This is a genomic window from Sphingobacterium sp. ML3W, assembly GCF_029542085.1.
Classification (GTDB): Bacteria; Bacteroidota; Bacteroidia; order Sphingobacteriales; family Sphingobacteriaceae; genus Sphingobacterium.
Window position 1 is genome coordinate 5,142,202 of record NZ_CP107036.1, and the last position, 23,907, is coordinate 5,166,108.

The 23,907-nt window shown below is 39.3% G+C and carries 19 protein-coding genes; 11 read left to right on the forward strand and 8 right to left on the reverse strand.

The window, feature by feature from the left end:
- Positions 1-11: 11 nt before the first annotated feature.
- Complete coding sequence (locus OGI71_RS21680; protein WP_282251863.1) at positions 12-1,589, reverse strand: MFS transporter; 1,578 nt, start codon at positions 1,587-1,589, stop codon at positions 12-14.
- A gap of 6 nt (positions 1,590-1,595) precedes the next feature.
- Positions 1,596-2,645 carry an HlyD family secretion protein gene (locus OGI71_RS21685; protein WP_282251865.1) on the reverse strand — a complete coding sequence of 350 codons (1,050 nt, stop codon included), beginning with the start codon at positions 2,643-2,645 and terminating at the stop codon, positions 1,596-1,598.
- A 284-nt stretch (positions 2,646-2,929) separates the two neighbouring features.
- On the opposite strand from OGI71_RS21685, the gene OGI71_RS21690 reads away from it, so the two are divergent.
- Entirely contained in the window at positions 2,930-3,739 is an 810-nt protein-coding gene (locus OGI71_RS21690; protein ID WP_282251867.1) for an AraC family transcriptional regulator, read from the forward strand.
- Positions 3,740-3,749: 10 nt separating this feature from the next.
- Here OGI71_RS21690 and OGI71_RS21695 read toward each other — a convergent pair whose 3' ends face one another.
- Together OGI71_RS21695 and dapF are read right to left on the reverse strand one after the other, a co-directional pair.
- Entirely contained in the window at positions 3,750-6,635 is a 2,886-nt protein-coding gene (locus OGI71_RS21695; RefSeq protein WP_282251869.1) for a DEAD/DEAH box helicase, read from the reverse strand.
- A 184-nt stretch (positions 6,636-6,819) separates the two neighbouring features.
- Positions 6,820-7,599 carry a diaminopimelate epimerase gene (dapF, locus tag OGI71_RS21700; protein ID WP_282251871.1) on the reverse strand — a complete coding sequence of 260 codons (780 nt, stop codon included), beginning with the start codon at positions 7,597-7,599 and terminating at the stop codon, positions 6,820-6,822.
- A 230-nt stretch (positions 7,600-7,829) separates the two neighbouring features.
- Here dapF and OGI71_RS21705 point away from each other — a divergent pair, with 230 nt between their 5' ends.
- From OGI71_RS21705 to OGI71_RS21725, 5 genes are all read left to right on the forward strand, one after another.
- A complete protein-coding gene (locus OGI71_RS21705; RefSeq protein ID WP_282251873.1) occupies positions 7,830-9,386 on the forward strand; it encodes a Do family serine endopeptidase in 1,557 nt (518 codons plus the stop codon).
- A gap of 561 nt (positions 9,387-9,947) precedes the next feature.
- A complete protein-coding gene (locus OGI71_RS21710) occupies positions 9,948-10,391 on the forward strand; it encodes a low molecular weight protein-tyrosine-phosphatase (RefSeq protein WP_282251876.1) in 444 nt (147 codons plus the stop codon).
- A 165-nt stretch (positions 10,392-10,556) separates the two neighbouring features.
- A complete protein-coding gene (locus OGI71_RS21715) occupies positions 10,557-10,904 on the forward strand; it encodes a hypothetical protein (RefSeq protein ID WP_282251878.1) in 348 nt (115 codons plus the stop codon).
- A 54-nt stretch (positions 10,905-10,958) separates the two neighbouring features.
- Positions 10,959-11,666 carry a peptidylprolyl isomerase gene (locus OGI71_RS21720; protein ID WP_282251879.1) on the forward strand — a complete coding sequence of 236 codons (708 nt, stop codon included), beginning with the start codon at positions 10,959-10,961 and terminating at the stop codon, positions 11,664-11,666.
- A 48-nt stretch (positions 11,667-11,714) separates the two neighbouring features.
- On the forward strand, positions 11,715-12,482 hold the full coding sequence (locus OGI71_RS21725; RefSeq protein ID WP_282251880.1) for an exodeoxyribonuclease III: 768 nt from the start codon (positions 11,715-11,717) through the stop codon (positions 12,480-12,482).
- A gap of 227 nt (positions 12,483-12,709) precedes the next feature.
- On the opposite strand, the gene OGI71_RS21730 is transcribed toward OGI71_RS21725, so the two are convergent.
- Positions 12,710-13,771, reverse strand: a complete 1,062-nt coding sequence (locus OGI71_RS21730) for an Mrp/NBP35 family ATP-binding protein (RefSeq protein ID WP_282251881.1) — start codon at positions 13,769-13,771, stop codon at positions 12,710-12,712.
- An 81-nt stretch (positions 13,772-13,852) separates the two neighbouring features.
- Entirely contained in the window at positions 13,853-14,017 is a 165-nt protein-coding gene (locus tag OGI71_RS21735; RefSeq protein WP_282251883.1) for a hypothetical protein, read from the reverse strand.
- A 122-nt stretch (positions 14,018-14,139) separates the two neighbouring features.
- On the opposite strand from OGI71_RS21735, the gene OGI71_RS21740 reads away from it, so the two are divergent.
- Together OGI71_RS21740 and OGI71_RS21745 are read left to right on the forward strand one after the other, a co-directional pair.
- The gene (locus OGI71_RS21740; RefSeq protein ID WP_282251886.1) at positions 14,140-16,344 is read left to right on the forward strand and encodes a biosynthetic peptidoglycan transglycosylase; all 2,205 of its coding nucleotides are present in this window, start codon (positions 14,140-14,142) and stop codon (positions 16,342-16,344) included.
- A gap of 154 nt (positions 16,345-16,498) precedes the next feature.
- Positions 16,499-17,038, forward strand: coding sequence for a phosphoribosyltransferase family protein (locus OGI71_RS21745; RefSeq protein ID WP_121120772.1), 540 nt, complete (start codon positions 16,499-16,501; stop codon positions 17,036-17,038).
- Between the two features lie 153 nt (positions 17,039-17,191).
- On the opposite strand, the gene OGI71_RS21750 is transcribed toward OGI71_RS21745, so the two are convergent.
- Positions 17,192-17,758 (reverse strand): DNA-3-methyladenine glycosylase I, encoded by a 567-nt coding sequence (locus tag OGI71_RS21750; protein ID WP_282251889.1) that lies wholly within the window; start codon positions 17,756-17,758, stop codon positions 17,192-17,194.
- A 120-nt stretch (positions 17,759-17,878) separates the two neighbouring features.
- Here OGI71_RS21750 and OGI71_RS21755 point away from each other — a divergent pair, with 120 nt between their 5' ends.
- From OGI71_RS21755 to OGI71_RS21765, 3 genes are all read left to right on the forward strand, one after another.
- On the forward strand, positions 17,879-18,850 hold the full coding sequence (locus tag OGI71_RS21755; RefSeq protein WP_282251890.1) for a DUF4271 domain-containing protein: 972 nt from the start codon (positions 17,879-17,881) through the stop codon (positions 18,848-18,850).
- 11 nt (positions 18,851-18,861) lie between these two features.
- Positions 18,862-19,632 carry a uroporphyrinogen-III synthase gene (locus OGI71_RS21760; protein WP_077437140.1) on the forward strand — a complete coding sequence of 257 codons (771 nt, stop codon included), beginning with the start codon at positions 18,862-18,864 and terminating at the stop codon, positions 19,630-19,632.
- Positions 19,633-20,073: 441 nt separating this feature from the next.
- Positions 20,074-20,943, forward strand: a complete 870-nt coding sequence (locus OGI71_RS21765; protein ID WP_282251893.1) for a cupin-like domain-containing protein — start codon at positions 20,074-20,076, stop codon at positions 20,941-20,943.
- Positions 20,944-21,020: 77 nt separating this feature from the next.
- On the opposite strand, the gene OGI71_RS21770 is transcribed toward OGI71_RS21765, so the two are convergent.
- Complete coding sequence (locus OGI71_RS21770; RefSeq protein WP_282251895.1) at positions 21,021-23,906, reverse strand: PD-(D/E)XK nuclease family protein; 2,886 nt, start codon at positions 23,904-23,906, stop codon at positions 21,021-21,023.
- Between the last annotated feature and the right edge of the window lies 1 nt (position 23,907).

The following is a 23,907-nucleotide window of genomic DNA, read 5'->3' on the forward strand; positions in this document are numbered from 1 at the left end:
AACAGCTTTTTTTATAGGTATGGAATCCTCAATCGCATGAACAGTGCTTTAGCCGGGGCAAATAGAAAAATGATCAGCGTGATGAATGCCCCCAATATCCCTAGATAGGTAAATATCTCCATATTACTGATCAGAGATGCCTGTTGACTAAGTGTTGCATGTAGACTTTTGCTGGCGAGATTAGTTGCCAATTGATCACTGGATGTCCCCACGTATTTTTCGACCAAAGCACTCCAATAGGCGACTGTGATCGGATTCTCCGTATTTAAGTGCTGTTCGATCTGGATGAAATGTTTTTGATTTAAGGTGTAAGTGATGTTCTGAATCAGCGCAAAACCAATATTGGTACTCCAGAATCTAACGGACGTGCCCATTAAACCTGCATTGCCCGCATGATGTGGAGCAACCCCTGTTATAATATAGATCACAAGTGGCGTAAAGAGCCAGCCTTGTCCGATTCCCTGAATAAATAGTGGTAGGCCAATAACCCAAACTGTGGTATCGGGATAGAACGTGGGGACAAACAAAAAGCAGGATGTTGTCAACAGCAGGAACCCCAGTCCGAAAATGTATTTCGGTGATACATCGCGCAATAACAGTATGCCTGAGCCACCTACTCCCACTATGGTCCCCAATACATTAATGTATTGGATGTCGATAATGTAATGCCAGGGCCACCGCCAAACATTGGACATGACAGTGTAGACATTATTGAGACTGCTCCGGATCAGATAAAATAGAAAAAATAGGATAACGCCAAAAATAACGTTCTTATAACTCAAAATTTCAAAATGAAACAGTGGTCGTCTTACGAGATATTGTTTGATCACAAAAAGCGCCCCGAAAATTAGGAAAAGTGCGAGATTAATTGTGATTGTGTTATGTTCGAACCAATAATATTTACGGCCATAGATCAATACATATGCACCACAGCTTAACGAAAGCAGTAGAAAGAGACAGCTGGCCAGATCCAATTGATAAAGTGGAAATTTTCGGCTTAATCTGTTATTATTCAAGAGAAGCAAAGCAATCGCAACGACCATCAAATGCCAATAGAGCACAACATGGATCATATCTTCCCAACCATAATCCATAATACTTTCTTTTAAGAGGGATGTTGTTATTGTTCCGCCTGTTAGCATAAAAGTATACAAGAAGAAATAGGCAATGGTACGGCTTTTGGAATGTCTGATCTGCATCATCAGCAAGGGAAGAAAACAGGCGCCTTCAAGTACACAGAAAATACCCTCAATCACTCGGAGCACGGCAATGAGGAAGGAATCTCTGGTCATAGAAATGGCTAATAAAATAAGGATGGATACTGTACAGGTCAGCAGGATATATGTCCTTACCCGAAAGAAGGCAAATAGCCGTTGAAATATCAATAGCGCTACGACAATAGCACCATACATCAACGAAAGAAAATACTGAATATCTTCTATTTCGATCGCTAATGTGGAAGCTGTAAAAGCTGTATTGGAATGAAAAAGGGACATTAACATAAGATGCGGAAACATGGCCAAAATCATCATAGGAAGTTTAATCCATTCGGGCACCCACTTATAATATAAAGATGTGTTTGAACTCATGAATAATTAAGATTGGTGGGCTGCATGAACCACAACATTCATTCCAGCACGTAGTTTTGTTAGATCCTGCTGTGGAGAGAATATAATTTTGATCGGTATGCGCTGTTCGATTTTAACGAAGTTTCCGGTTGCGTTATCCTGAGGTATGGCCGAAAATTTAGACCCCGAGGCTGGAGAAAAAGAATGAATGATGCCTTTGAGATGTAAATTTGGAAAGGCATCTACTTGTATATTCACCTCGGTACCTTCGGCGAGATTCGCTAGTTGGGTCTCTCTAAAATTCGCATTTATCCATTTCTCTTCGCTGACAACATTGACTAAAGTTTGTCCTTCTTTAACAAATTGTCCGGGTTGGATTGTTCTTTTCCCAACAAAACCGTCGTAAGGTGCAGTCACTATCGTATAGGAAAGGATGACCTCAGCATTGTTTTTTGCAGCTTTTTTGATATCAATATTTGCTCTGGCAGGTAGCTCGTTGGCTTTTTCTTTGCTTGTATTTAATTGTGCAGCGTTGTATTCTTCCTGTATGGCATTGAGTTGCGCCAAAGAAATTTCATATACAGCCTTGGCGTTATCGTATTGTTGTTTGGCCACAGCATCTGCTTCAAACAAATTTTTAAATCGTCTATAATCTTGTTCCGTTTGCCATACACTCACTTTGGCAGCTTCTAATTTTGCTTTTTGGACAGAAATACTATTGGCGGTGACATTTGTGCTTTTGACAAACACTTCGGCATTCCGCTGACTACTTCGAAGTTCGGCATTCGCCATATCTACTTTGGTCTGATACTCGCTGGCATCGATGAGCAATAAGGTGTCACCACGATGTACATATTGATTTTCTTCAAATCTGACTTCTTTCACAAAGCCCGCTATTCGACTTGCAACTGGTGTAACATACTGATCTATCTGTGCATCGTTTGTCGTTACGTGCTGACTAGTAAATAGTAGATGTCTACCCAAAATGCCGATCCCTACAAGCAGTAAGATCGCGGCAAATACAACTAAAACTTTATTAAATCCCTTTGTTTTATCTTTATTTTCTTCTTTACCCATTATTGTTTTTATGAATATTTAATTGCTTTTTCATCCATTCTCCAGATGATCTACCCGTTAAGGTATGGGTGATTTGCATCTAAGGTTTCAACCAGCAATTTCCAAAATAAGATGACAAATTGTTCTTGAATCGAGACTGCCCTGATGCGCTCTATAGGATACTTCTCGTAAGCAAGGAGTGAAACTGTGTACAAAGATACTGCTGTAGATGGGAGTTAGTTTTGTATAGTCGGACGGATATTTGTTCATTTGCGCCAGATTGCAAAAAAATGTAATTTTAAATTATGGAGCAGGAACAACTAGGGGCTATTGATGACGATCAATACGACTTTTATGTGTGTCATACACATGTAGATCGGATTGATTCCCGTGAATATATACATCGGAAAGCACGTTTACTTTATGCGGATGGTGGTATCATACATATATTTACTGCCACGAAACATTGGTATTTGCCGGGGCGGTTTTACATGTGGATTCCCGCCAATACTGCATATCATCTGGAAAGTTCCAGTTCTCATATTCACTTGTATAGCTTTTACTTTAAAGAACAGGAGGGAGTTCACCCGGTTCTGTTGGATCCCAATATATTTTTAAGCAATGACCTGATGCGTGAGATGTTTTTGTTTGCGAAGAATTGGGAAGGGGGGATCAGTAGAAAGACCAGCTATTCAAGGTATTGTTTACTCAGGGCGATGATGGCTATTATTCCGGAGATGAGTCGGCCGATAGATGCATTTCCTATGCAACATCCTTATCCTAAAAGCGAAAAGCTTCGGCGTATCGCTCGATATTTAAACATGCATATTGATCAAGCCTTTACTATCGAACAAGTGGCGGCGCAGTTTGGAATGAGCAGTAGATCCCTTTCACGACTTTTTAAGGAAGACATGGGCATCAGCTATATCCGGTTTTTAAGAGCTATACGCATTGCAAAAGCTTTGGAGCTGATGGCTGAAAATACCTATTCTATCCTAGAAATCGCTATGCGGATTGGCTACAACGAATTATCATCTTTCAGTAACATCTTTACGCGTGTAACGGGTATTCGTCCTTCGGTTTATATGTCGAAAATTAATGAATACAAGAATTGATTGCTTTAGATTATGCCAAAAGCTCGTGCAAATCTTCCTGAGAAAGTGATTTTATAAAACTTTCTTCTGTTGTAATGAGGCTTTGTGCAATGGATTTCTTGCGGTTCTGTAGCGCCAATATTTTCTCCTCTACGGTGTCCTTACTGATAAATTTATAGATAAATACATTCCGTGTCTGTCCAATACGATGTGAACGGTCAACGGCTTGTTGTTCTACCGCAGGATTCCACCATGGATCTAGTATAAAGACATAATCCGCTTCAATCAGGTTGAGCCCTACACCACCAGCTTTGATCGATATTAAGAACAATTTGGTGTTATTGTTTTTGCGGAATTGACTCACCGCTTCATCGCGGTTTTTGGTGCCTCCATCCAGGTAGGCATAGTTTGTCCCTTTCTTATCAAAATATTGCCTGAAGATATTGAGCTGTTTGACAAACTGGGAGAAAATAAGAACCTTATTTCCTCGTTGCATCACCATTTCAAGGGTCTCAATGACGGCGTCAAATTTTCCCGAATCACCCAAAAAGTCCTCGTCGACCATTCTAGGGTGATTGGCGAGCTGGCGAAGTTTGGTCAGTCCCTGTAATAGTGCAATCTGCGTTGATTTTGGTTTGTTGTCTAATTGTCCATCAAGAATGGCATTGCGATACTCAGATTTGACCTTCTCATAAAGTTCCGATTGTTTATCGGTCATTTCACAATAGAGCACTTGTTCTGTTTTGGGCGGCAGTTCCTTTGCGACCTGATCTTTTGTACGTCTTAGAATGAAAGGTTTGACAATCGCCTGAAGGCGTTGCGCTTTTTCTTCATCCTTTTTCTTTTCAATGGGCTGTACAAACTCTTTTTGAAAGTAGGTGTAACTTCCCAATAAACCGGGATTGGTAAAGTGCATTTGTGCCCAAAGATCAGAAACAGAGTTTTCTACGGGTGTTCCGCTTAAAGCCAGTTTATTTTTGCTCTTCAGACTTTTTATGGCCTTAAAGGATTTTGATGTCGGATTTTTAATATTCTGGCTTTCATCCAAGATGATATAATTAAAATAGAAGCTATTCAATATATCTTCATCAATACGTGCAATGCCGTAGGTGGTGATAATTAGATCGTATTTGGAGAACAGTGAGGCATCTTTGATGCGATTGTTTCCCGTGTGCAGATGGATTTTGAGCTGGGGAGCAAATTGATGTGCTTCTTTCTGCCAGTTGTAAACAAGTGAGGTCGGCAATACCAGGAGTGATGTATGTATTTCCTGCTGATCGACAATCTGTTCTTTTTGTTGTTGCAATAAGGCTAAGGTTTGTATGGTTTTACCCAATCCCATGTCATCTGCGAGACAGCCCCCAAATTTATATTGTTTCAGAAAGTTGAACCAGTTATATCCTGCTTTCTGATAAGGCCGGAGATTACCTTTGAAGTGCTTTGGCTCCGGAATATCTTCAATTTCTTCGAATGTAGCAAGATTTTGCAATTTACGATTGAAAACCAATTTGGTGTGTTCGCTGATCTCAAAGAGAAGGCCGATATGAACTTTGTTTAATTTAAGCTCATGTCTGTCGGCAGAAAACTGAAAGAGGTGATTGTATTGTGCAAACCATTCTTCGGGGATCATGGCGATTTCACCATTTGGCAGGGTAAATTCTTTGATATTGTTTAGAATATGATTTCTTAACTGAATAAAAGGAATTTCGTAGGGGCCGAATTTAGCGATAGCGCTGATATCGAACCAGTCATTATCCTCATCAATAGCGATGTCCAATGAGGTATGTCCGATGAAAAAGCGTTTTTGTTCACTGTTTTGTATAATTTGAAATCCCAGGGTCTTTATTTGTTCCTGATGATTATTTATCCAATCAAATATTGAAATGCGTTTTCCGGATTGAATAGATGGCGCTAGTAATCCAAGTTGGCGATCCAGATCCTCAAGGCCCAGGGCTTTAAGATTCTCCTGCTGTTGTTCCTCCCATTGTAAAGATCGTTTGACCCGATGGAAGATATACTGGTCCTTCTCCTCATTATACTCCATTCGGACGGTCACTTTATTTTCCGCCCCTGCGGTGAATGTGTGGGGACCATATTTGAATTGCAGCTGTAATTGCGAAGCTCCATCTTCAACGTAGATCAAATGAAGTAAAGGGATTGCTTGGTGTTGATGTGTCTGTATTTCAAAACCCTCGGCATAAACATGGTAGCGTTCGATCAATCCACAGACAAAAGTTTCAAAATATTTTTTTTCGGTACTTCTTCCAACAGAAATGTATCGTTTATTGAGAAAGGGACTCAATTTTTTTCCTTCCAGGGCCTGATCAAAATAGTATAGTGTATTGTTTAAAATTAGCCATGCCTGTGCATTGGTTAATACAATGGCATTTTTAAACATAAACTCCAAGCGCTGGTTTTCGTACTTTATAGTTGGGAAGTAACGTGTTTCTTCTTCGGTTCGGCGAAAGTGAAATAAGATAGAGGCCGCTGATGTTGCGCGTTTAATTTCCTGATCTGCTGGATAACCATCTTTACTCATCATGAAAAGAGGTTTATCTCCGATAGACTCAAAGAATTGAATCATCTTTTCATCAATCTTTGGGCGTAACAGGTCATAGAGTTTTTTGTCAAAAACTTTAGAGAAAAAGTCTACAGGTCTAATTGCTTTTTTATAGTACTTTTTGATGAGGTTGGTCTGTTCGATATCGTCGAGCAGTCGAATGAGCTTGTAGTCTACCTCATCCAATTCTGCAGCATAGGCATCTACAGTATTGCTAAATATACGTTGATATCGTAATGAGTAAGTCCCATTGGGATTGAGTTTGACCATGTGTGGCTCAATGAGATAGCCAAGATAGGGATGCTCACAGATAGAATAAACGATTTTATATACTGGAAATGACTTTGACTGTTGCATTAAAAATAGCGGACCTTGTAAATAAAGGTATCTAATATACAATAAAATATACCATTAATCACAATTTGCCGGACGAAAATTAAAAAAATATAGCTAGCTGAAGTTGTGTATAAAAGTTCAGGTAAATATAGAGAGCCTATTTATACACTTGAACGTATCAATGGGCAATATCTCTATCTAATGATTAAAAAATGCCTTCAAAAACAAATTGTGCTGGGCCTTTGAGGAAGACATCTGTAAAATTGTGTCCGTCTTTATGAAAGGAGACATAGAGTTGGCCGCCCAATACGCGAATTGGAATATTGATATCGCCTTGAAGATCTGCTTGTAGCGCCACAGCCATCGCTGCTGCAGTAGCACCTGTGCCACAGGCATAAGTTTCGTCTTCTACACCACGCTCAAATGTGCGGAGGAAATAACCATCTTCTTCTTTTTCTATAAAATTGACGTTGATACCTTCTTTGGCATAGGTCGCATTGTTGCGGATCGAAAAGCCGTCCTGGAAAACATTTTTCTCTTTCAGGTTTGTAACGAAGGAAACATAATGGGGGGAGCCGGTCTGCAAGATGTAAGCATCGTCGTCGCGACCAAATTCGCTGACATCAATCATTTGTAGATTGACGAGCTCGGGTGATAAGGAAGCATGATGTATACCGTCTACTGCCAAAAAGGCAGTTTTGTCAGTGATAATCCCTAAGTCATGTGCAAATGCCACGATACAACGTCCGCCATTGCCACACATGCTGCCCTCGCGTCCATCTGCATTGTAATAGATCATCTCAAAGTCGTAATTTTCTTTGTTTTGGAGCAGCATAAGCCCATCTGCACCAATACCAAATCTGCGGTCACAAAGGCTTTTGACCAGTGCTTCATCTGCACGGTTAAATGAATTGTTGCGATTGTCCACTAAAATGAAATCATTTCCCGCTCCTTGATATTTTGAAAATCTTACTTTCGATGCCATTATGTTGATTTGTAGTAACAAAAATACGTTTTTTTGTTACAAAAATCCGGCAGAAAGTTAAGATTTGTTAAAATTATTGCATTTGTCTAGCAATTAACATTTTTTAACGTGTCGGATTTTCCGAAGGCCTTGAAATGGTATTACATTTGAACATATCCGAATAAAATCGGTAATTTTAAGAGCAAAAATTATCAGCTTATATTAAGACAATTTAAAATATAGATAAGTTTATGAATAAGGTCGGTTTAACGCTATTAACAGCTGTTTTCGGTGGAGCAGTAGCATTAGGTGGTTACAAGCTTATTGAGAATAAGAAATTAGATGGCATGTCTTTCGAAGAGAAACAGAAAGTTTATTTTGCCAATAATCCTACAGGTGTGATGTCTTCCACAGGTAATCCTGATTTTACACAAGCTTCTGCTGCGGTAGCTCCAGGTGTGGTACATATTAAGACAACATATAGTAGAAAGGGTTCCCAACAATCGCAGGGATCTCCTTTTGATATGTTTGAAGAATTTTTCGGTATGCCGCAGGGTGGTGGACGCCGTCAGATGCAGGCACAACCAGTTCAGGCATCGGGATCAGGTGTTATTATTTCGGATGACGGTTACATCGTTACCAATAACCACGTGGTGGAGGATGCGGATAAGATCGAGGTGGTACTGACAGACAAACGTACATTTGAAGCAAAATTGATCGGACGTGATCCCAATACGGATATTGCATTATTGAAAGTTGCAGGCAAAGGTCTTCCGGTTGTAAAAATGGGTAATTCGGATAATGTCAATGTTGGTGAATGGGTATTGGCGTTTGGTTACCCCCTTGGTTTACAGTCTACAGTGACGGCGGGTATTGTCAGTGCAACAGGTCGCGATATTGGTATCTTAAGAGAGGGGCAACAGCAACGCGGTAATCCTTTTGGAGGTGGTGCGGAGCAACCACTTGCGAGCTCGGCTATCGAATCTTTTATACAGACAGATGCCGTTATCAACAAAGGGAACAGTGGAGGAGCGTTAACAAATGCTTCGGGCGAATTAATAGGTATCAACTCAGCGATTGCGTCACCAACTGGAGTGTATGCCGGTTACGGATTTGCGATTCCGGTTAATTTGGTGAAAAAAATTGCGGATGATTTTGTTGAATTTGGTAATGTAAAACGTGGTTATATTGGTGTTAGTTATGTGCCTATAACCTCAGAATTGGCCAAAGAAAAAGGTATTACAGAGATTAATGGTTTATATGTGGAGGATGCGGTCACTGGTGGAGCCGCTGAAGCTGCAGGTATTAAAAAAGGGGACATCTTAACGAAGGTCAATGGTAAGGTGATTACGGGTTCCCCTGTACTAAGTGAAACTATCGGTCGCTTACGTCCGGGTGATAAAGTGAATATTACCTACAAGCGTGAGGGTAAGGAAAAACAAGTTTCCTTGACATTGAAAGGTGAAGAATCGCTTAAATCAGCTTCTGGTGCGAGTGGAAAAGCTTCGAAAAGCGCAACTGAAATCTACAACAAATTAGGAGCAAGCTTTATTCCTGCCTCTGCAGCGAAGAAAAAAGAATTGGGTGTAAACTCCGGTGTTGTGGTGACACAAGTAAACCGCGGTGGTATATTTGATTACTTCGGTGTCGAAAGAGGTTTAGTAATTACAGAAATTAATGGAAAAGCTGTCAATAGTGTTGATGATGTAGAATCTGCATTGGGTGCCACTCAGCGTAATATTGTACGCTTAAAAGGTGTGTCTCCGCAAGGTGGTGCAGTTCAACTCAGCTTCCCAGTAGAATATTAAAAATTGAATTAAGAATTGGTTGATTAATATAGTTTAGGTGGTTCTAACCGTAAGGTTAGGCCACCTTTTTTATTAGAGGGTATCGTTTGTCTTAGGGCCCAGCAAGATCTTTAAATATTTGATGCATTTGTCACGGGAAAATACTGCCCACAAGGATATGGTCACGGAGATTTTGGTACATGATATCATCGCCTATTGTGCGCACTGTCATAAACCTTTGTGTGAATGCTTGAATGCATGAAAATTTAATTGAAAATACCAGGATCTTGGGAATCGTCCGGATGCTCCGATTGTAACCGGAAAGTACGATTTCATCAGGGTTGTTTCTTTAATAGTTTAAGTTTAGTTATTTTGTGCAATAATGTTGAGAGAAACTGGTCCCGCTTGGAAAAATGAGCTGGAACATGTTTATGATTTATAGTTACATATGTATGCTCATGGAAGTTTAAAGGGCTTTTCGGCGGGCAATTAAAATGCGATCTGTCCGAACGTTGATAGCAATGGAGATATTCCTTATCTATTGCTCTTTATGGTTACATAGCTTTTAAAAAAAGTATTTCGATGAAAATTTTAATGGTCTGTTTGGGAAATATCTGTCGTTCGCCATTGGCACATGGGATATTGAAGCAAAAAGTAAAAGATAAACAATTAAACTGGGTTGTAGAATCTGCAGGCACAGGTGACTGGCATATTGGTGAGGCGCCCGACCGAAGGGCAATTGCGATTGCAAAGAAATATGGGGTCGATATCTCCGGACAACGGGCAAGACACTTCCATCCTGCATTTTTTAATGAATATGATCTTATTTTTGTCATGGACCGTCAGAATTTTGCGGATGTCTGTGCACAGGCGGAAAACAAAGATGATTTGGAGAAGGTACAATTGTTTTTAGATGATGATATCGTTCCTGATCCGTATTTTGATGACAATTTGTTTGACCCCGTTTTTCAGATGATTGACAAGCGTTGTACGGAGGTGATCGCAAAGGTATCCCTATCCTCGTAAATGACATTGATATTATCTGAATATCGTGAATTAATTCCTAATTTTCGATGGTCAAAAATTCCAAAGGAGAGGAAGGCTTTGGAGATCTCGGTGAATAATGTTTAAAAAAAGGATAATAAGATAAGCAACACAGGTGAACTTGTCTTTTTTGTTTAAAGAAAAAAAATGAAAGCAGCAGAAGTAAACAAGAAGTGGAGCACCTTGCAGGGTGAAATAGCTTCTTTATTTGATATGGAAAAACCTGACATCAAGGTGTGTTTATTCCTTATTGGTGTGCAGGAATTGGGGAAAGGTCCACAGACTTTCTCAAAGCGACAAAAAGAGGAGTTGATGCATATCGCAACATGTCGTTTGTTCAGTGCAATGGGATTCTATACCCTAAAGGGGCTGGATGAAGAAGGATGGCCGCACTGGGAACTAATAAAACCCATTCCTAACTACACCTTATTGGAGCAGGAACTTATTATGAAGTCCTTGATTATTGATTATTTTGAAGAGTTAAACGTCATCTAAAGTATGAGATTTTTAAAAGTTTGTTTAGTAACAGTATTTTGTTTTTTGCAGATAATGGCATTTGCAGCTAAACCGGAGTATAAATATGTTCAGATTGTTACCGACAAGGGAACCTGTATATTACGCTTGTATAATGCAACAGCAAAATATCGGGATAACTTTGTGAAATTAGCAAAAAGCAAATATTATGATGCTACCCTGTTCCATCGGGTTATTCAGAATTTTATGATACAGGGTGGTGACCCAGATTCAAGAAACGCGGTTGGTGGAGCTCAGCTAGGCAATGGAGGTCCCGGTTATACCATTCCTTCGGAAATCCAGGATGGACTATTCCACAAGAAGGGGACAATAGGTGCCGCCCGGGACAATAATCCTGCGAAAGCATCTTCTGGCTCTCAATTCTACCTTGTTCAGGGCAAAGTATTCACCCCCGAAGATCTCAGCCGCTTAGAACAGACACGGATGAACGGCAAGAAATTTTCTGAAGCGCAACGTCAGGCCTATACAACAGTAGGTGGAGCTCCACATCTAGACTGGAACTATACGGTATTTGGTGAATTGGTTCAGGGAATAGAAATTATCGACCAGATTGCGGCGGTGAAGACCGACAAACATGATCGGCCGGAAGTAGATCAAAAAATGAGCATGCACGTGTTGACCAGGCGTGAAGCACTTAATCTGGAACGTGAGCTGAAAGGGCTGAAGCCTCAAACAGGTTTCTTTACCAAGATAGGTGATTTATTCTCATCTAAAGATTATTAAAAGGTGTAAAGTTTCAAATCTAATATCTCAATACTCATATCTAAACAAATGAAAATAGTAACCTATAATGTGAATGGTTTGCGGGCCGCTTTAAAGAAAGATTGGTTAGGCTGGTTGAAAAATGTGAATGCAGATATCATATGTCTTCAAGAGATTAAAGCCACTCCTGATCAAATTCCGGAAGTTGCCTTGCTGGAAGAAATGGGTTATGAGCATTACTGGTATCCGGCACAGAAAAAGGGGTATAGTGGAGTGGCCATCTTCAGCAAAATTACTCCTACACATGTCGAATATGGTTGTGGTCATGAAGACTATGATTTTGAAGGGCGTATCATTCGTGCTGATTTTGATAAAGTGTCGGTGATGAGTACTTATTTCCCTTCCGGAACAACAGGAGATGTTCGGCAGGATTTTAAATATCGTTTTTTGGATGATTTCCAGTTATATAGCAATAAGTTGTTGATTGAAAAACCTAATTTGGTTGTATGTGGTGACTATAATATCTGTCATCGCGCTATTGATATCCATAATCCTAAATCGAATGCAAACTCTTCGGGATTTCTGCCGGAAGAACGCGAATGGATGGAAAACTTTATCAACTCGGGATACATTGACTCTTTCCGTCATTTGAATTCAGAACCGCATAACTATACTTGGTGGAGCTATCGTGCCGGTGCACGTACCCGAAATCTGGGTTGGCGTATCGATTATAATATGGTGTCAAAACCGTTAGAGACGCAGATCAGATCTTCACAGATTTTAGCAAATGCGGTTCATTCGGACCATTGTCCGGTTCTGTTAGAACTGGATGTGTAGATAAGAGTGATCTCGTGAAAAAATATGCTGTCTAAAAAATAAAAGAGAAACCCCTAAGTATTGGATATTTGAAAATCGGTGGCAGGGGATATGAATGAATTTAAAGAAAAACAGGGGTATCCGAACATTTTTGGATACCCCTGTTTTTATGGAAATGGTATGTTGATCAATCCATTTAAATGCAGTTCGACTGTTTAGTCGATCCGGTGTCTCAATAGCTGTTATATTTAAACCCGACTATGGATGATGGAGAGTTGTTGCGCAACCTTCTCCGCAATCGTCAGAAATGATTTTGTTACAGGATCTTCTTGATCTATTGCGACAGGGAAACCATTGTCTCCAGCATCAGAAATCCCTTTAAGCAATGGTATTTCACCAAGGAATGGTACTTTATATTCTTCGGCTAAACGTTTTCCACCATCTTTGCCAAAGATATAATATTTGTTATCAGGCAGTTCTGCCGGTGTAAAATAAGCCATGTTTTCAACAACTCCCAAGAGTGGAATATTGATACTGTCCATTAAAAACATGCCGATTCCTTTGACAGCATCGGCTAGCGCTACCTGCTGCGGTGTGGTGACAATAACTGCTCCGGCGATTGGAAAAGTCTGTGATACCGTGATATGGATGTCACCGGTTCCCGGTGGCATATCGACAACAAGATAATCCAGTTCACCCCAATTGGCATCATTAAAAAGTTGTTTGATGGCCGAGGTGGTCATAGGACCACGCCATGGAATAGGTTGATTAGGATCCGTAAAAAAACCTATTGAAAGTAATTTTAGACCAAATTTTTCAAGTGGTTCAATTTTAACCTGACCGTCTGGCATCTCAACAGATCCGGGTTTGGCTCCTTCCAAACCGAACATAATCGGTAGTGATGGGCCATAGATATCTGCGTCCAATAGACCTGTTTTTGCTCCCTTGGCATGAAGTGCAAGGGCCAAGTTCGCAGCGACTGTTGATTTTCCAACACCGCCCTTACCTGATGAAACCAGAATGATGTTTTTAATCCCTGAAACCTGAGCGCCCTGTTTACCGACTACATTGGAAGTCATGTTGATCTGAACATCAAGATTTTTATCAATAAAATGTGCTATGGCGTTGCGGCAAGCATGCTCTATATGGTCTTTTAGTGGACAGGCGGGGGTAGTCAATATGACATCGAAGGCAATTTTTTGGTCTTCGATCTGAATATTTTGAATCATATTCAATGTTACAAGATCCTTTTTTAAATCGGGCTCTTCAACATAGGATAATGCATTTAATATTTGTTCTTTGGTAACCATCTATTATTCATTTGAAATCATGGAATACAAAACTACTCATTGCCGATCAATTTCATGTCATTTGTTTGTTTTTAATGGAATTTAGATCGTTGTAACTGTTCCCTGTTTATGATGTAAGGATTGTCCAAAAACACTGAACAAATCCTTGAAGACTCTATAGCGTGGTATAGTGAATGCGCTGGGATAACTTTTGAAGGAGACTGTTTTTCTATTGTTCAGAAAATCGCTTGATAATCTTGTCTTCATTCTAATCGGAGTTTTAGATAAGCTGTGCTTCGGAGGGTTTCCGGGTAATTATAATTGTATATAAAGGCAAATTTATCTAAGTTTGACTATTGATATGCATGGATTTGCATGAAATTGTAATTATGTCCAATCGATTTATAACATCACTGAAGTCCCGCAAGTGGCGATGGCTTTATATTACTTTGGCTGTTTTCTTGATTTTGGTAATCGCAGCAGGTACTTATGCTTACCAAAAGAGAGACGGGATGCTCATGGGGGCGATCAATAAAGCAAAAGCTAAGCTGTTGGAAAAGTATGATATGGATTTGAAAATTCAATATTATGCTTTTCAGGGAATTAATGCAGTGCAGTTTAAAAATATACAGTTGTTACCTAAAAATAGGGAGCCGCTGGCACAGATTAATGATCTGACAGTATCTGTTAAATTATGGCCCCTTTTATTCGGTGATGTAAAGCTTGGGGAGGTTGTTCTGGACAACGCAACAGTGTCTTTGGTCAAGAAGGATTCCATTAGCAACTACGATTTCCTGTTTAAGAAACAAAAGAAGGATACAGTCGAGAACGATAATCCGAAGCAGAATTTGGCTGCGTTGGCGGATCGTCTACTAAAGAATGTATTCTTTAAAATCCCAAATGATCTAGATCTTAAAGATCTTGAGCTTTCTTATAAGGACGACAGTACTTCACAGCGTATTGTCATACCTTCTGCTGTCATTGACGGTGGCGATATGGAATCTAAGTTTTTGCTAAATGATCATGAGGCTGCCTGGAACCTAGCAGGGACAATAGATTCGGATAATCAAGAATGTGATCTGCGTCTTTTTTCGGATAAGAAGGAGGTGAATCTCCCACTATTGCAGCGCAAATTCGGTCTGGCTGTTAGTTTTGATGAGATATCCTTTCGATTGGACAAGGCCAACCGACGTAATAAGGAGTTGTTGGAATTACACGGGCAATGGGGTTTTAAAAACCTGAAGGTAAATCATTGGCGTATCTCCAGTAAAGACGTTATTTTCCCCGAAGCGACCATGCAGGGAGCACTCAATATCGGAGCTTCTTCCATTGAAGTCAGTAAGGAGAGTACAGTACAGGTAAAAGATTTTGTTTTTTCTCCATACATAAAATATGTACATAAACCTGAAAAAGAGTTTTTTTTGGCTATTCACACAGATAAAATCAAGGCACAAGACTTTTTTGATGCGATGCCAGTTGGCTTGTTTCCAGGGCTGGACGGAATTCAGGTTGAGGGGCATATTCAATACGATCTAAATTTCGCTTTAGAATTAAAAAGACCGGATAAGCTTCTCTTTTCGTCCAAAATGGATGATAAAGATCTGCATGTCGTGAAATGGGGCGAGGCTAACATTGGGATGCTAAATGCACCTTTTACCTATACAGCTTATGAGGATGGTAAACCGATGCGTGAGATTGTGGTTGGTCCGCAAAATCCGAATTTTACACCATTGGATCAAATCTCCCGTTACATGCAGATTAGTCTGATCAACACCGAAGATCCTTTTTTCTTTAAGCATAAGGGCTTTGAAGAAAAGGCGTTCAAACTCTCTATTGTCACGAATATCAAAGAAAAAGGCTTTAAGCGGGGTGCAAGTACCATATCGATGCAATTGGTGAAGAATGTATTTCTAAACCGTAATAAGACTGTCGTTCGGAAACTTGAGGAGATCCTATTGGTCTGGCTAATGGAGCGTTCGCAGCAGGTAAATAAAAAGCGGATGTATGAGGTTTATCTCAATGTTATCGAGTGGGGTAATAATGTCTATGGGATCACCGAAGCGGCCCGCTATTATTTTGGAAAAACTCCTGCACAACTCGGACTTGGAGAAAGTATATTTTTGTCCAGTATCGTACCGCGTCCGAAGAAAGGACTTAACTTTTTTGACTGGACTGGACATCTTAAGGGAAATATGTTGCGCTATTTTAATATCTATGGCCATATCATGACTAAAACAGGGCAGATAGGTGTTGATTCGACCACATCAGCTTATGGTTTCTATGAGGTACTATTGCAGCCACATCTGCGTGCTGCTAGACCTGCAGTTGTAGATTCGATAGACACATTGGATATGGGGGATGATCCATTGTTATTTGATGATCTGGGGAGCGGTGGAGCAACTGATAATCTGGAAGACGTTTCCCTTCCTAAAACCATAAAAAAGATGTCTCATCCTGAAAAACAGGACGAGGAAACAGCTGAACCGGAAAAACATAAGCGATCTATTTTCGATAAAATCCTGGGTCGTAACAAGGAAGAAAAGGAAAAAACGGAGGACGAGGCGAACAAGAACCCTAAAAAAGTACAGAAGTAGCCTGATAAAGTAGATTTATAAATTAGTAGTTTTCATATTGAAAAAGCTTTTGATTTGTTAACATCAGGGGTGGATTCAAAAATTTAGCGTGCTCAATACCTTGGAAAATCTGTCTGGAAAAAGGAAATGATACCGATAAAAATAATATAGTGGAATGAAAAAAATAGAAATTGACGGATTGCTTTTTGAACCCCTTTTTGAAGAAGAACAGATTCAGAAAAGGGTACGTTTGATGGGGATAGACATTAGTCTACGATATGAACATAAGCAGCCTGTTTTTATAGGTGTTTTGAACGGTTGTTTTATGTTTATGGCGGATTTGCTTAAACAAATTGAAGTTCCCTGTGAGATGTCTTTTATTAAATTGGCCTCTTATATCGGTACTGGTCAATCTGAATTGAACGAGCTTTTAGGATTGGGTATCGATCTGGAAGGGCGTGATGTGATTATCGTGGAAGATATCGTAGACTCCGGACATTCGCTGAAACATACGTTGGATGCTGTGAAGCGGTTAAATCCGGCCAGCGTCATCGCCTGTGCACTTCTGGTTAAGCCAGAAGCACTGCAATATCATTTTGAAGAGCTGACCTATGTTGGTTTTGAGATTAGCAAAGAGTTTGTTGTGGGGTATGGAATGGATTTTAATGGTCTATGCCGCAACTTACCTGATATTTATAAGAATGTTCCTGTTTAGATTATAGTCTTGGTGCTTGAGAGTTTTGAAGATTAAAATTTTGGTCTGTTAAGATCTTGGCTGTTGGAAATAGATCAAGGACTAAGGATAGAAAGATCCTTCAGCGAGGTCGTCCGTTTTTATCTTTGTTCCTTGATCCTATAGCAATGTAGCTTAATATTTAAAAGTACAAGTTTCAATATGATCATTGACCATACCCACAGCTTGCATGTAAGCATAGCAAATCGTGGAACCAAAAAACTTGAAACCTCTTTTCTTCATGTCTTTTGCTATTTTATCGGAAATCTCGGTCGTTGCTGGAACATGCTGCAAACTCGACCAATGGTTGATCAACGGTTGCTGTTCCGGTAAAAACGTATACAGGTAGTTGTAAAAACTGCCATATTCCAGTTGCACATTTTTGAACAGCTGTGCATTTGTAATAGTCGATTCGATCTTATTTCGATGTTTAATAATACCGGAATCTTTCAGGAGTGCTTCGACGTGATCTGCAGTATAAATCGCGACTTTGCTGACATCAAAATTGGCAAAGGCTTCCTGATAGGCTGTTCTTCGGCGGAGGATCGTAATCCAGCTCAAACCAGCCTGAGCCGACTCTAGCACTAAAAATTCAAATAAGGTTTTATCGTCCTTGACTTGTCGTCCCCATTCTTTATCGTGATAGTTGACATACTGTTCATCAGATCCGCACCATTGGCATCGTATAATTTCTTTTGGCATGTTCTGTAAAGATTTTTTGAATGCAATATAACTTTTTATCCTAACTTTACGACCATAAAAAAGTTTCGAATTTAAAAGGTCTATGATTTCTTCATCGCCGTTAAGGAACAGTTTATTTCAATGAAAGTTAACATCTTTAAATATTTTATTGTCTTTGTAATCCTCTTTGTGTTTTCGGTTGTACAGTTGAGCGCACAGCGACGGACATTGCGACATGTAGTCCAAGATAGCCTATCCCTACCCGATAGTACACATATTTTAAGAGATTCTATTCTGTCGCCTAACCAGGAGGTTCTGGCATCCTTAAATCCAGCACTGCAGAAACAATATCGGATTGTCACTGTAGAAACGGAGGGATTGGTGGTTCACAATATGTATAACTATGATGTGAAACAGTATTTTAAAGGTGAGCAGCATAATAATGTTTTGGCACGACAATATGGAAGCCCTAAGCCGCACCGGGAGAACTGGATATTATTTACTGTGCTCTTTCTGATATTTGGGGTTGGGTTAATTCGTATATTTTTTCCTTCAGATATAAAATTGGTCTTTCAGGGTTATTTTGATGACCGGGTGTTGTTGTCGGTTAGTAAGGAAGATACGATCCTAACCTCTTGGCCGTTCATTTTTCTGTTTGTATTGTTTTCGGGAGCAATGGCGCTATTTGTTAGTTTATTTTATGCTTATGAATTGAACCGCTTTGATTTTATTACCTTTCCCAATTATATTAAAACAGTAGGTATGGTCGGTGGACTATTTGCCTTAAAAATTGGCTTTATCCGATTTTTATCTTTTGTTTTTGAAATTAGGAAGCTGGTAAAAGAATATGTGACGGTGTTATATCTGATTTATTTTAACACACTCTTTTTGATGCTTCCAGTGTTATTAATACTGAGTCTTGTCCCATTAAGCGCTGTTGGCGTCGTTTTACATTTGGCTATTGTTGGAGCAATCCTATTATTCTTATATAGATTTCTTAAGACAGCGGCACATATTATGTCGATGTATAAATTTTCAATTTCCTATTTAATTTTGTACCTTTGTTGCCTAGAAATAGCACCAATATTAATACTGTTAAGATTATTGAGCTAAAACTGGTTAATATGCAAACTTCAGACGTAGAAAGAGCAAAGAAGGTAAAAAGTGTACTGGTGACTTTACCAAAACCTGAAAACGATAAGTCCCCTTATTATGATTTAGCAAAGAAATACGGGTTAAAATTAGACTTTCGAGGTTTTATACACGTAGAAGGAGTTCCTGCCAAAGATGTGCGTAGGGATAAAGTTAATTTAGCAGATCACACTGCGGTAATATTTACAAGTAGAAATGCTGTAGATCATTATTTTAGGATCTGTGAAGAGATGCGGTTTGAAGTGTCGGCAGAAATGAAATATTTCTGCATTTCAGAGACGATCGCCCTTTATCTTCAAAAATATATTCAATATAGAAAACGAAAAATTTTCTTTGGTAAACAAACGGCTAAAGATCTGGAAGAAGTTTTGAAAAAACATAAGGCTGAAAACTTCCTGTTTCCTTGTTCGGATGTTGCTAATGAAGAAACAAGCAATTGGTTACAACAAAATGGCTATAAGTTTACCCCGGCAGTTCTTTTTAGAACTGTGGTAAGTGATCTGAGTGATCTTAAGGATGTATTTTATGATGTAATTGTATTCTTTAGTCCTTCTAGTGTTCAGTCGCTATATGACAACTTCCCGGACTTTAAGCAAAACAATACCCGTATCGCTGCGTTTGGAGCTTCAACACAACAGGCTCTCTTAGAACATGGATTGATATTGGATATTCCTGCTCCTACACCAAAAGCACCTAGTATGACGATGGCTGTAGAAGAATACATTAAAAAAGTGAATAAATAATAACCTATCTTAGGTTGATGATATAAAGGGGTTTTTTAAACCCTTTTTTTGTTGGATTTGGTTATTCTGTGGGATTCAATGTATTATGATTGCATTGAGTTTGCCCGTCTAGCACAATCACAATAAAAATAGTCGCTTAGTTTTCATGCGGTTGATAAAGAAACCTGCTAGGAACTTGATCAAGGCATACAGTTTGTAGATAATTGAGTTGTTATAACAGGTGACTCATTTGGTTTGTTAAAATAAGGTTCTATATGATGGAACTGGATTGTGGTAAGATGAAATGTAATAAAAGTGACAGATGTCACTGAGATTTTAATTATATTTCTATTAAATTGTATTGGGGTTATTTATTCCAATTAAAATAACGTGTAGACGTTATTTTTAAAATTTGGTAGAGATATTTTTTTTATGTTTGTAATTAAGCAAAATTAGTCAGTCGTGAAGTTAAAGCAAGTTGATAAAATTTCGGGCATTCGATCAGAAGACTTTTTAAAAAACTATCTGAAACCAGGGTTTCCGGTGGTCATTACAGATTTTATTAGTGCTGATAGTCCAGCATTGAAGAAATGGAGTTATGATTACTTTAAGGAAATAGCCGGGGATATTAAGATTGATGTCTATGGAAAAGAAGAAGATTCAATGGACCGTGCTGCCAGTGCTCCTGTGGGGCAAATGACATTTGCGGAATATTTGGATCTGATTACCAAGGAACCTACCGAGTTGCGATTATTTCTGTTCAATCTGCTCAAAATACGTCCTGAATTAAAGCAGGATGTTATTTATAATGATGTGACCGGAGGAAAAGTGTTGCAGTGGCTACCATTTATGTTTTTCGGAGGAGAGGGGTCTAGCACCCGCAATCACTTTGATATTGATATGTCCCATGTATTCATTTCACAATTTCAGGGACTAAAACGGATCTGGCTTTTCCCGAATGATCAATCGGATCTGATGTATAAGTTGCCGTACAACTTTCATAGTATCGCTAATCCGAAGTATAGCAATGTGGAGGAATTTCCGGGAATAGAATATCTGGAAGGATATGAAGCTGTGATCCATCCCGGAGAAACACTATACATGCCCGCTGGATGGTGGCACTATATACAATATGAGACTGAAGGATATTCGATTTCGGTAAGAGCATTGGCTAATTCGATCAGCGAGAAATTACAAGGGGCACGAAATCTTTTTATAACAAGACATTTTGATAATACGATGCGGAAGATCTTTAAGGATCATTGGTTTCATTACAAAATAAATACAGCCAAGCGTCGCGCAAATAATGCCATTAAGAGAAATAAACGATAAAAATAAAGGGGGTATCAATTGATATTCCCTTTATTTTTATCGTCTAGACCTGTTTGATCTACAGGGTATGATTTTTCTTAGACCGATTCTTCATTTTCTGCCCATTTGCTTGCTTCTCTGTAGAACAGCGTATAAGGATCGCTGGGGTAGATGGTCGCATCTGGATTATGTCTAAATGGAATTTCAGGATTAAAAATCTCACTGAGTATATTGCTTAGGAACTCCACGAAGTTCTCTTTTTGAAAGGCGAGAAAGTCGGCGGTCAATACACCTTCTTTGCCATTAAACAAAGTTCCTTCTTCACGCATTTTTCGGGCGACATATAGATGTGGCTCCAGTTGCTTCCGACCTGTTTTTTGCTCAAATACATAGGCATAGAAAAGTGTTTGTATCAGTGCTTTATTTTCGGTGTTTGGTGCAAACACTTGATCGATCTCTCTAAATATAACTGAGTCACCTCCTGTCTTGTAATCGACAATCCGGCTGATGATACGATCATCATGTGTGACGACTTCGTCGACACGGTCGATGATACCGTATAAAGTAACCTGTTCTTCTTTACCATTTACAGAAATAGGGAATGGAAGTGTGTAATCTGTGTCGTTTTCAAGTTCTATAATACGGAAAGCCTTATAATTGGCGATATCATATTCGAGATACATTTTGATATATTCAGAGGCGATCTTTAGCATGATCCGCTGTAGGCTATTTAAATCGCTCGTAGAATTTAATTCAACCTGATATTGAAAGCCTATTTCCCGGACAACAAAAGATTCGATCTGATTGAAGTGCTGCTGCAGGATATTCGTTGGTACAAAGTCTTTCTGATCTTTGAAGGGTAGGAATATTTTCTCCATGACATTGTGGATAACTGTCCCCAACTTGTTCATTTCAAATTCCTGTGAAATGGAAGGTGGTTCTTTGATATTCGCAATATGTTTGAGGAAAAATTGCAATGGCGATTGCAGGTAGGTTGTGAATGCTGTTGCTGATATTCTCTTTTGGTCGACAATAAAGTCCTCATACATCTTTTCCCATACTTCGCCCTGTTTTTCGATGATAATCTCTTTTGTTTTGTCGGCGAATTGGATCGTTTGTTGTTGAATCTTGCGTTCAAAATTAAACTTGCTCTCGAACTCAAGCTGTTTGATAAATCTACTTTCCTCTCCTGTTGAACTTTCGTCTACAAGTCCATTGTAAAAAATATGGATACCCTCACTATATTGAAAGTGTCTATAAAACAAATAGGCTGACAGTGCATCTTGATTTTCTAATATTGGCAGCCCATAGGCTCTTCTCAGGCTGTTGGGGATAAAGGTTGGGGAATTTGATGTTTTGGGTAGGATACCTTCATTTGCACCTAAAATATATACATTATCAAAATTTAAACAACGGCTTTCCAGAAGTCCCATAATCTGGATACCCTCCAGTGGATTTCCTTCTATCGCAGAATTTATCGGCGATATGGCTTTCTTGATCAGACCAATCTGGAAGCTGATACTTAAAGGCGCCACTGTCTCAAATCCCAAGAGTAATTGGTTGAGTGTCTTTTTGGTTTCTATCAACAGGTTGTTGTCAATCTGACGGATGCGTTCATGTGCGGAAATACTATGTAGCAGATCGTCAACAATTGTGATGAGCGAAGGGATCAATTGCGCCGCGTGTACAATCGGAACGAAAAATTGAGGTAGTGCGCTTTTGAAATGGAGTTCTTCCAGTGCGATTTCAAATAATTGCTTATCAGCGATTTCTTTCTGAATTTGCAGCTTGTCTTCCAAGGAAACCTGTGTTAAAGGATGATTTATGAATGTCTCAATGGTCTGATAAGAGATCTTGTTCCTCTTTAACTGCGAAATTTCTAAATGCACTTCCATCCATAAATCCAATATACCATAAATAGGGGATTGGGTTAAGGGGTAGCCAGTAGTAATATTGGGATTAACATCAGGAAGACTTTGCAATAGAGGAACCAATAGGTTCTCATCAGCTAATAAAATGGCTGAGGTTTGCTCCTTGTTATTTTGTTTTTCAAGAATGTCATATAGTAATTTTGTCTGACTTATTTTTCCTGTGCTTGCATATAAGTTTACCGTTGAGGTTCTGTTACCTATAATATTGGGGCTGCTGCCGAGTGCGTTAACAAGTCCGGTCTGAAAGATATTCCGACGAATGAACAGACCCGCTTCTTGCATATTGTCTTCTAGATAATAGGCATCTGCATCGAAGTAAAATAGTGCCTTTCCTTCTTCTTGCCATTGACGGAATAATTTAGCTTCGGCTCTATTTAGGGCATTGAATCCGACGAACAGAATCTGTTTAAAGGATGATGTAAAGTCCTGAAGTGTAGCTTTGCTCTCGACCAGATCACGATAAATCGTCGGATAATTAGTCTGACCACCAGCTTTAAGTGTTTCTTTAAACCTTGTGTATAAAACTGGCAGTCTTTTCCATAATTGTAGAAATCGCTCTTGTACACCACTATGACCAGCAATGGAAAAGGATTGCCAAAACTGACGGATAAACCCTTGTTGTTCTTGCGTAAGGTGTTGAAAAGCAATATCGATTTTGGTATTATCATAAAGCTCCATATAGATCTGATCTATGGGAACCAGGTCATAATCCAGTTGTCCAAAGTCACTCAATATAATCTCGGCGATAGGGTAAAATTCTTCTAATGTTTCTGGTTCTTTGCCTTCTGTGGCCAAAAGTTGGTTATGGATTTTAAACAGATGAAAGAACTGTCCCAAGGGGCTCGCCTCGGCGTCATTGGTCGATAATTTGAAGAATTCCTGTATAGTAAAAAACTGGGGAGACCAGATTGCCTGTCCATAGACATCGGCAAGATTTTTTTTAAGATATGTAATCGGACGTTTATTGTTAAACACGATGGCAATCTCACTCAAATCGTTTCCAAAACGTTGTTGAATATCCGCCGCTACTAATTTTAAAAAGGCTGTTTGCATC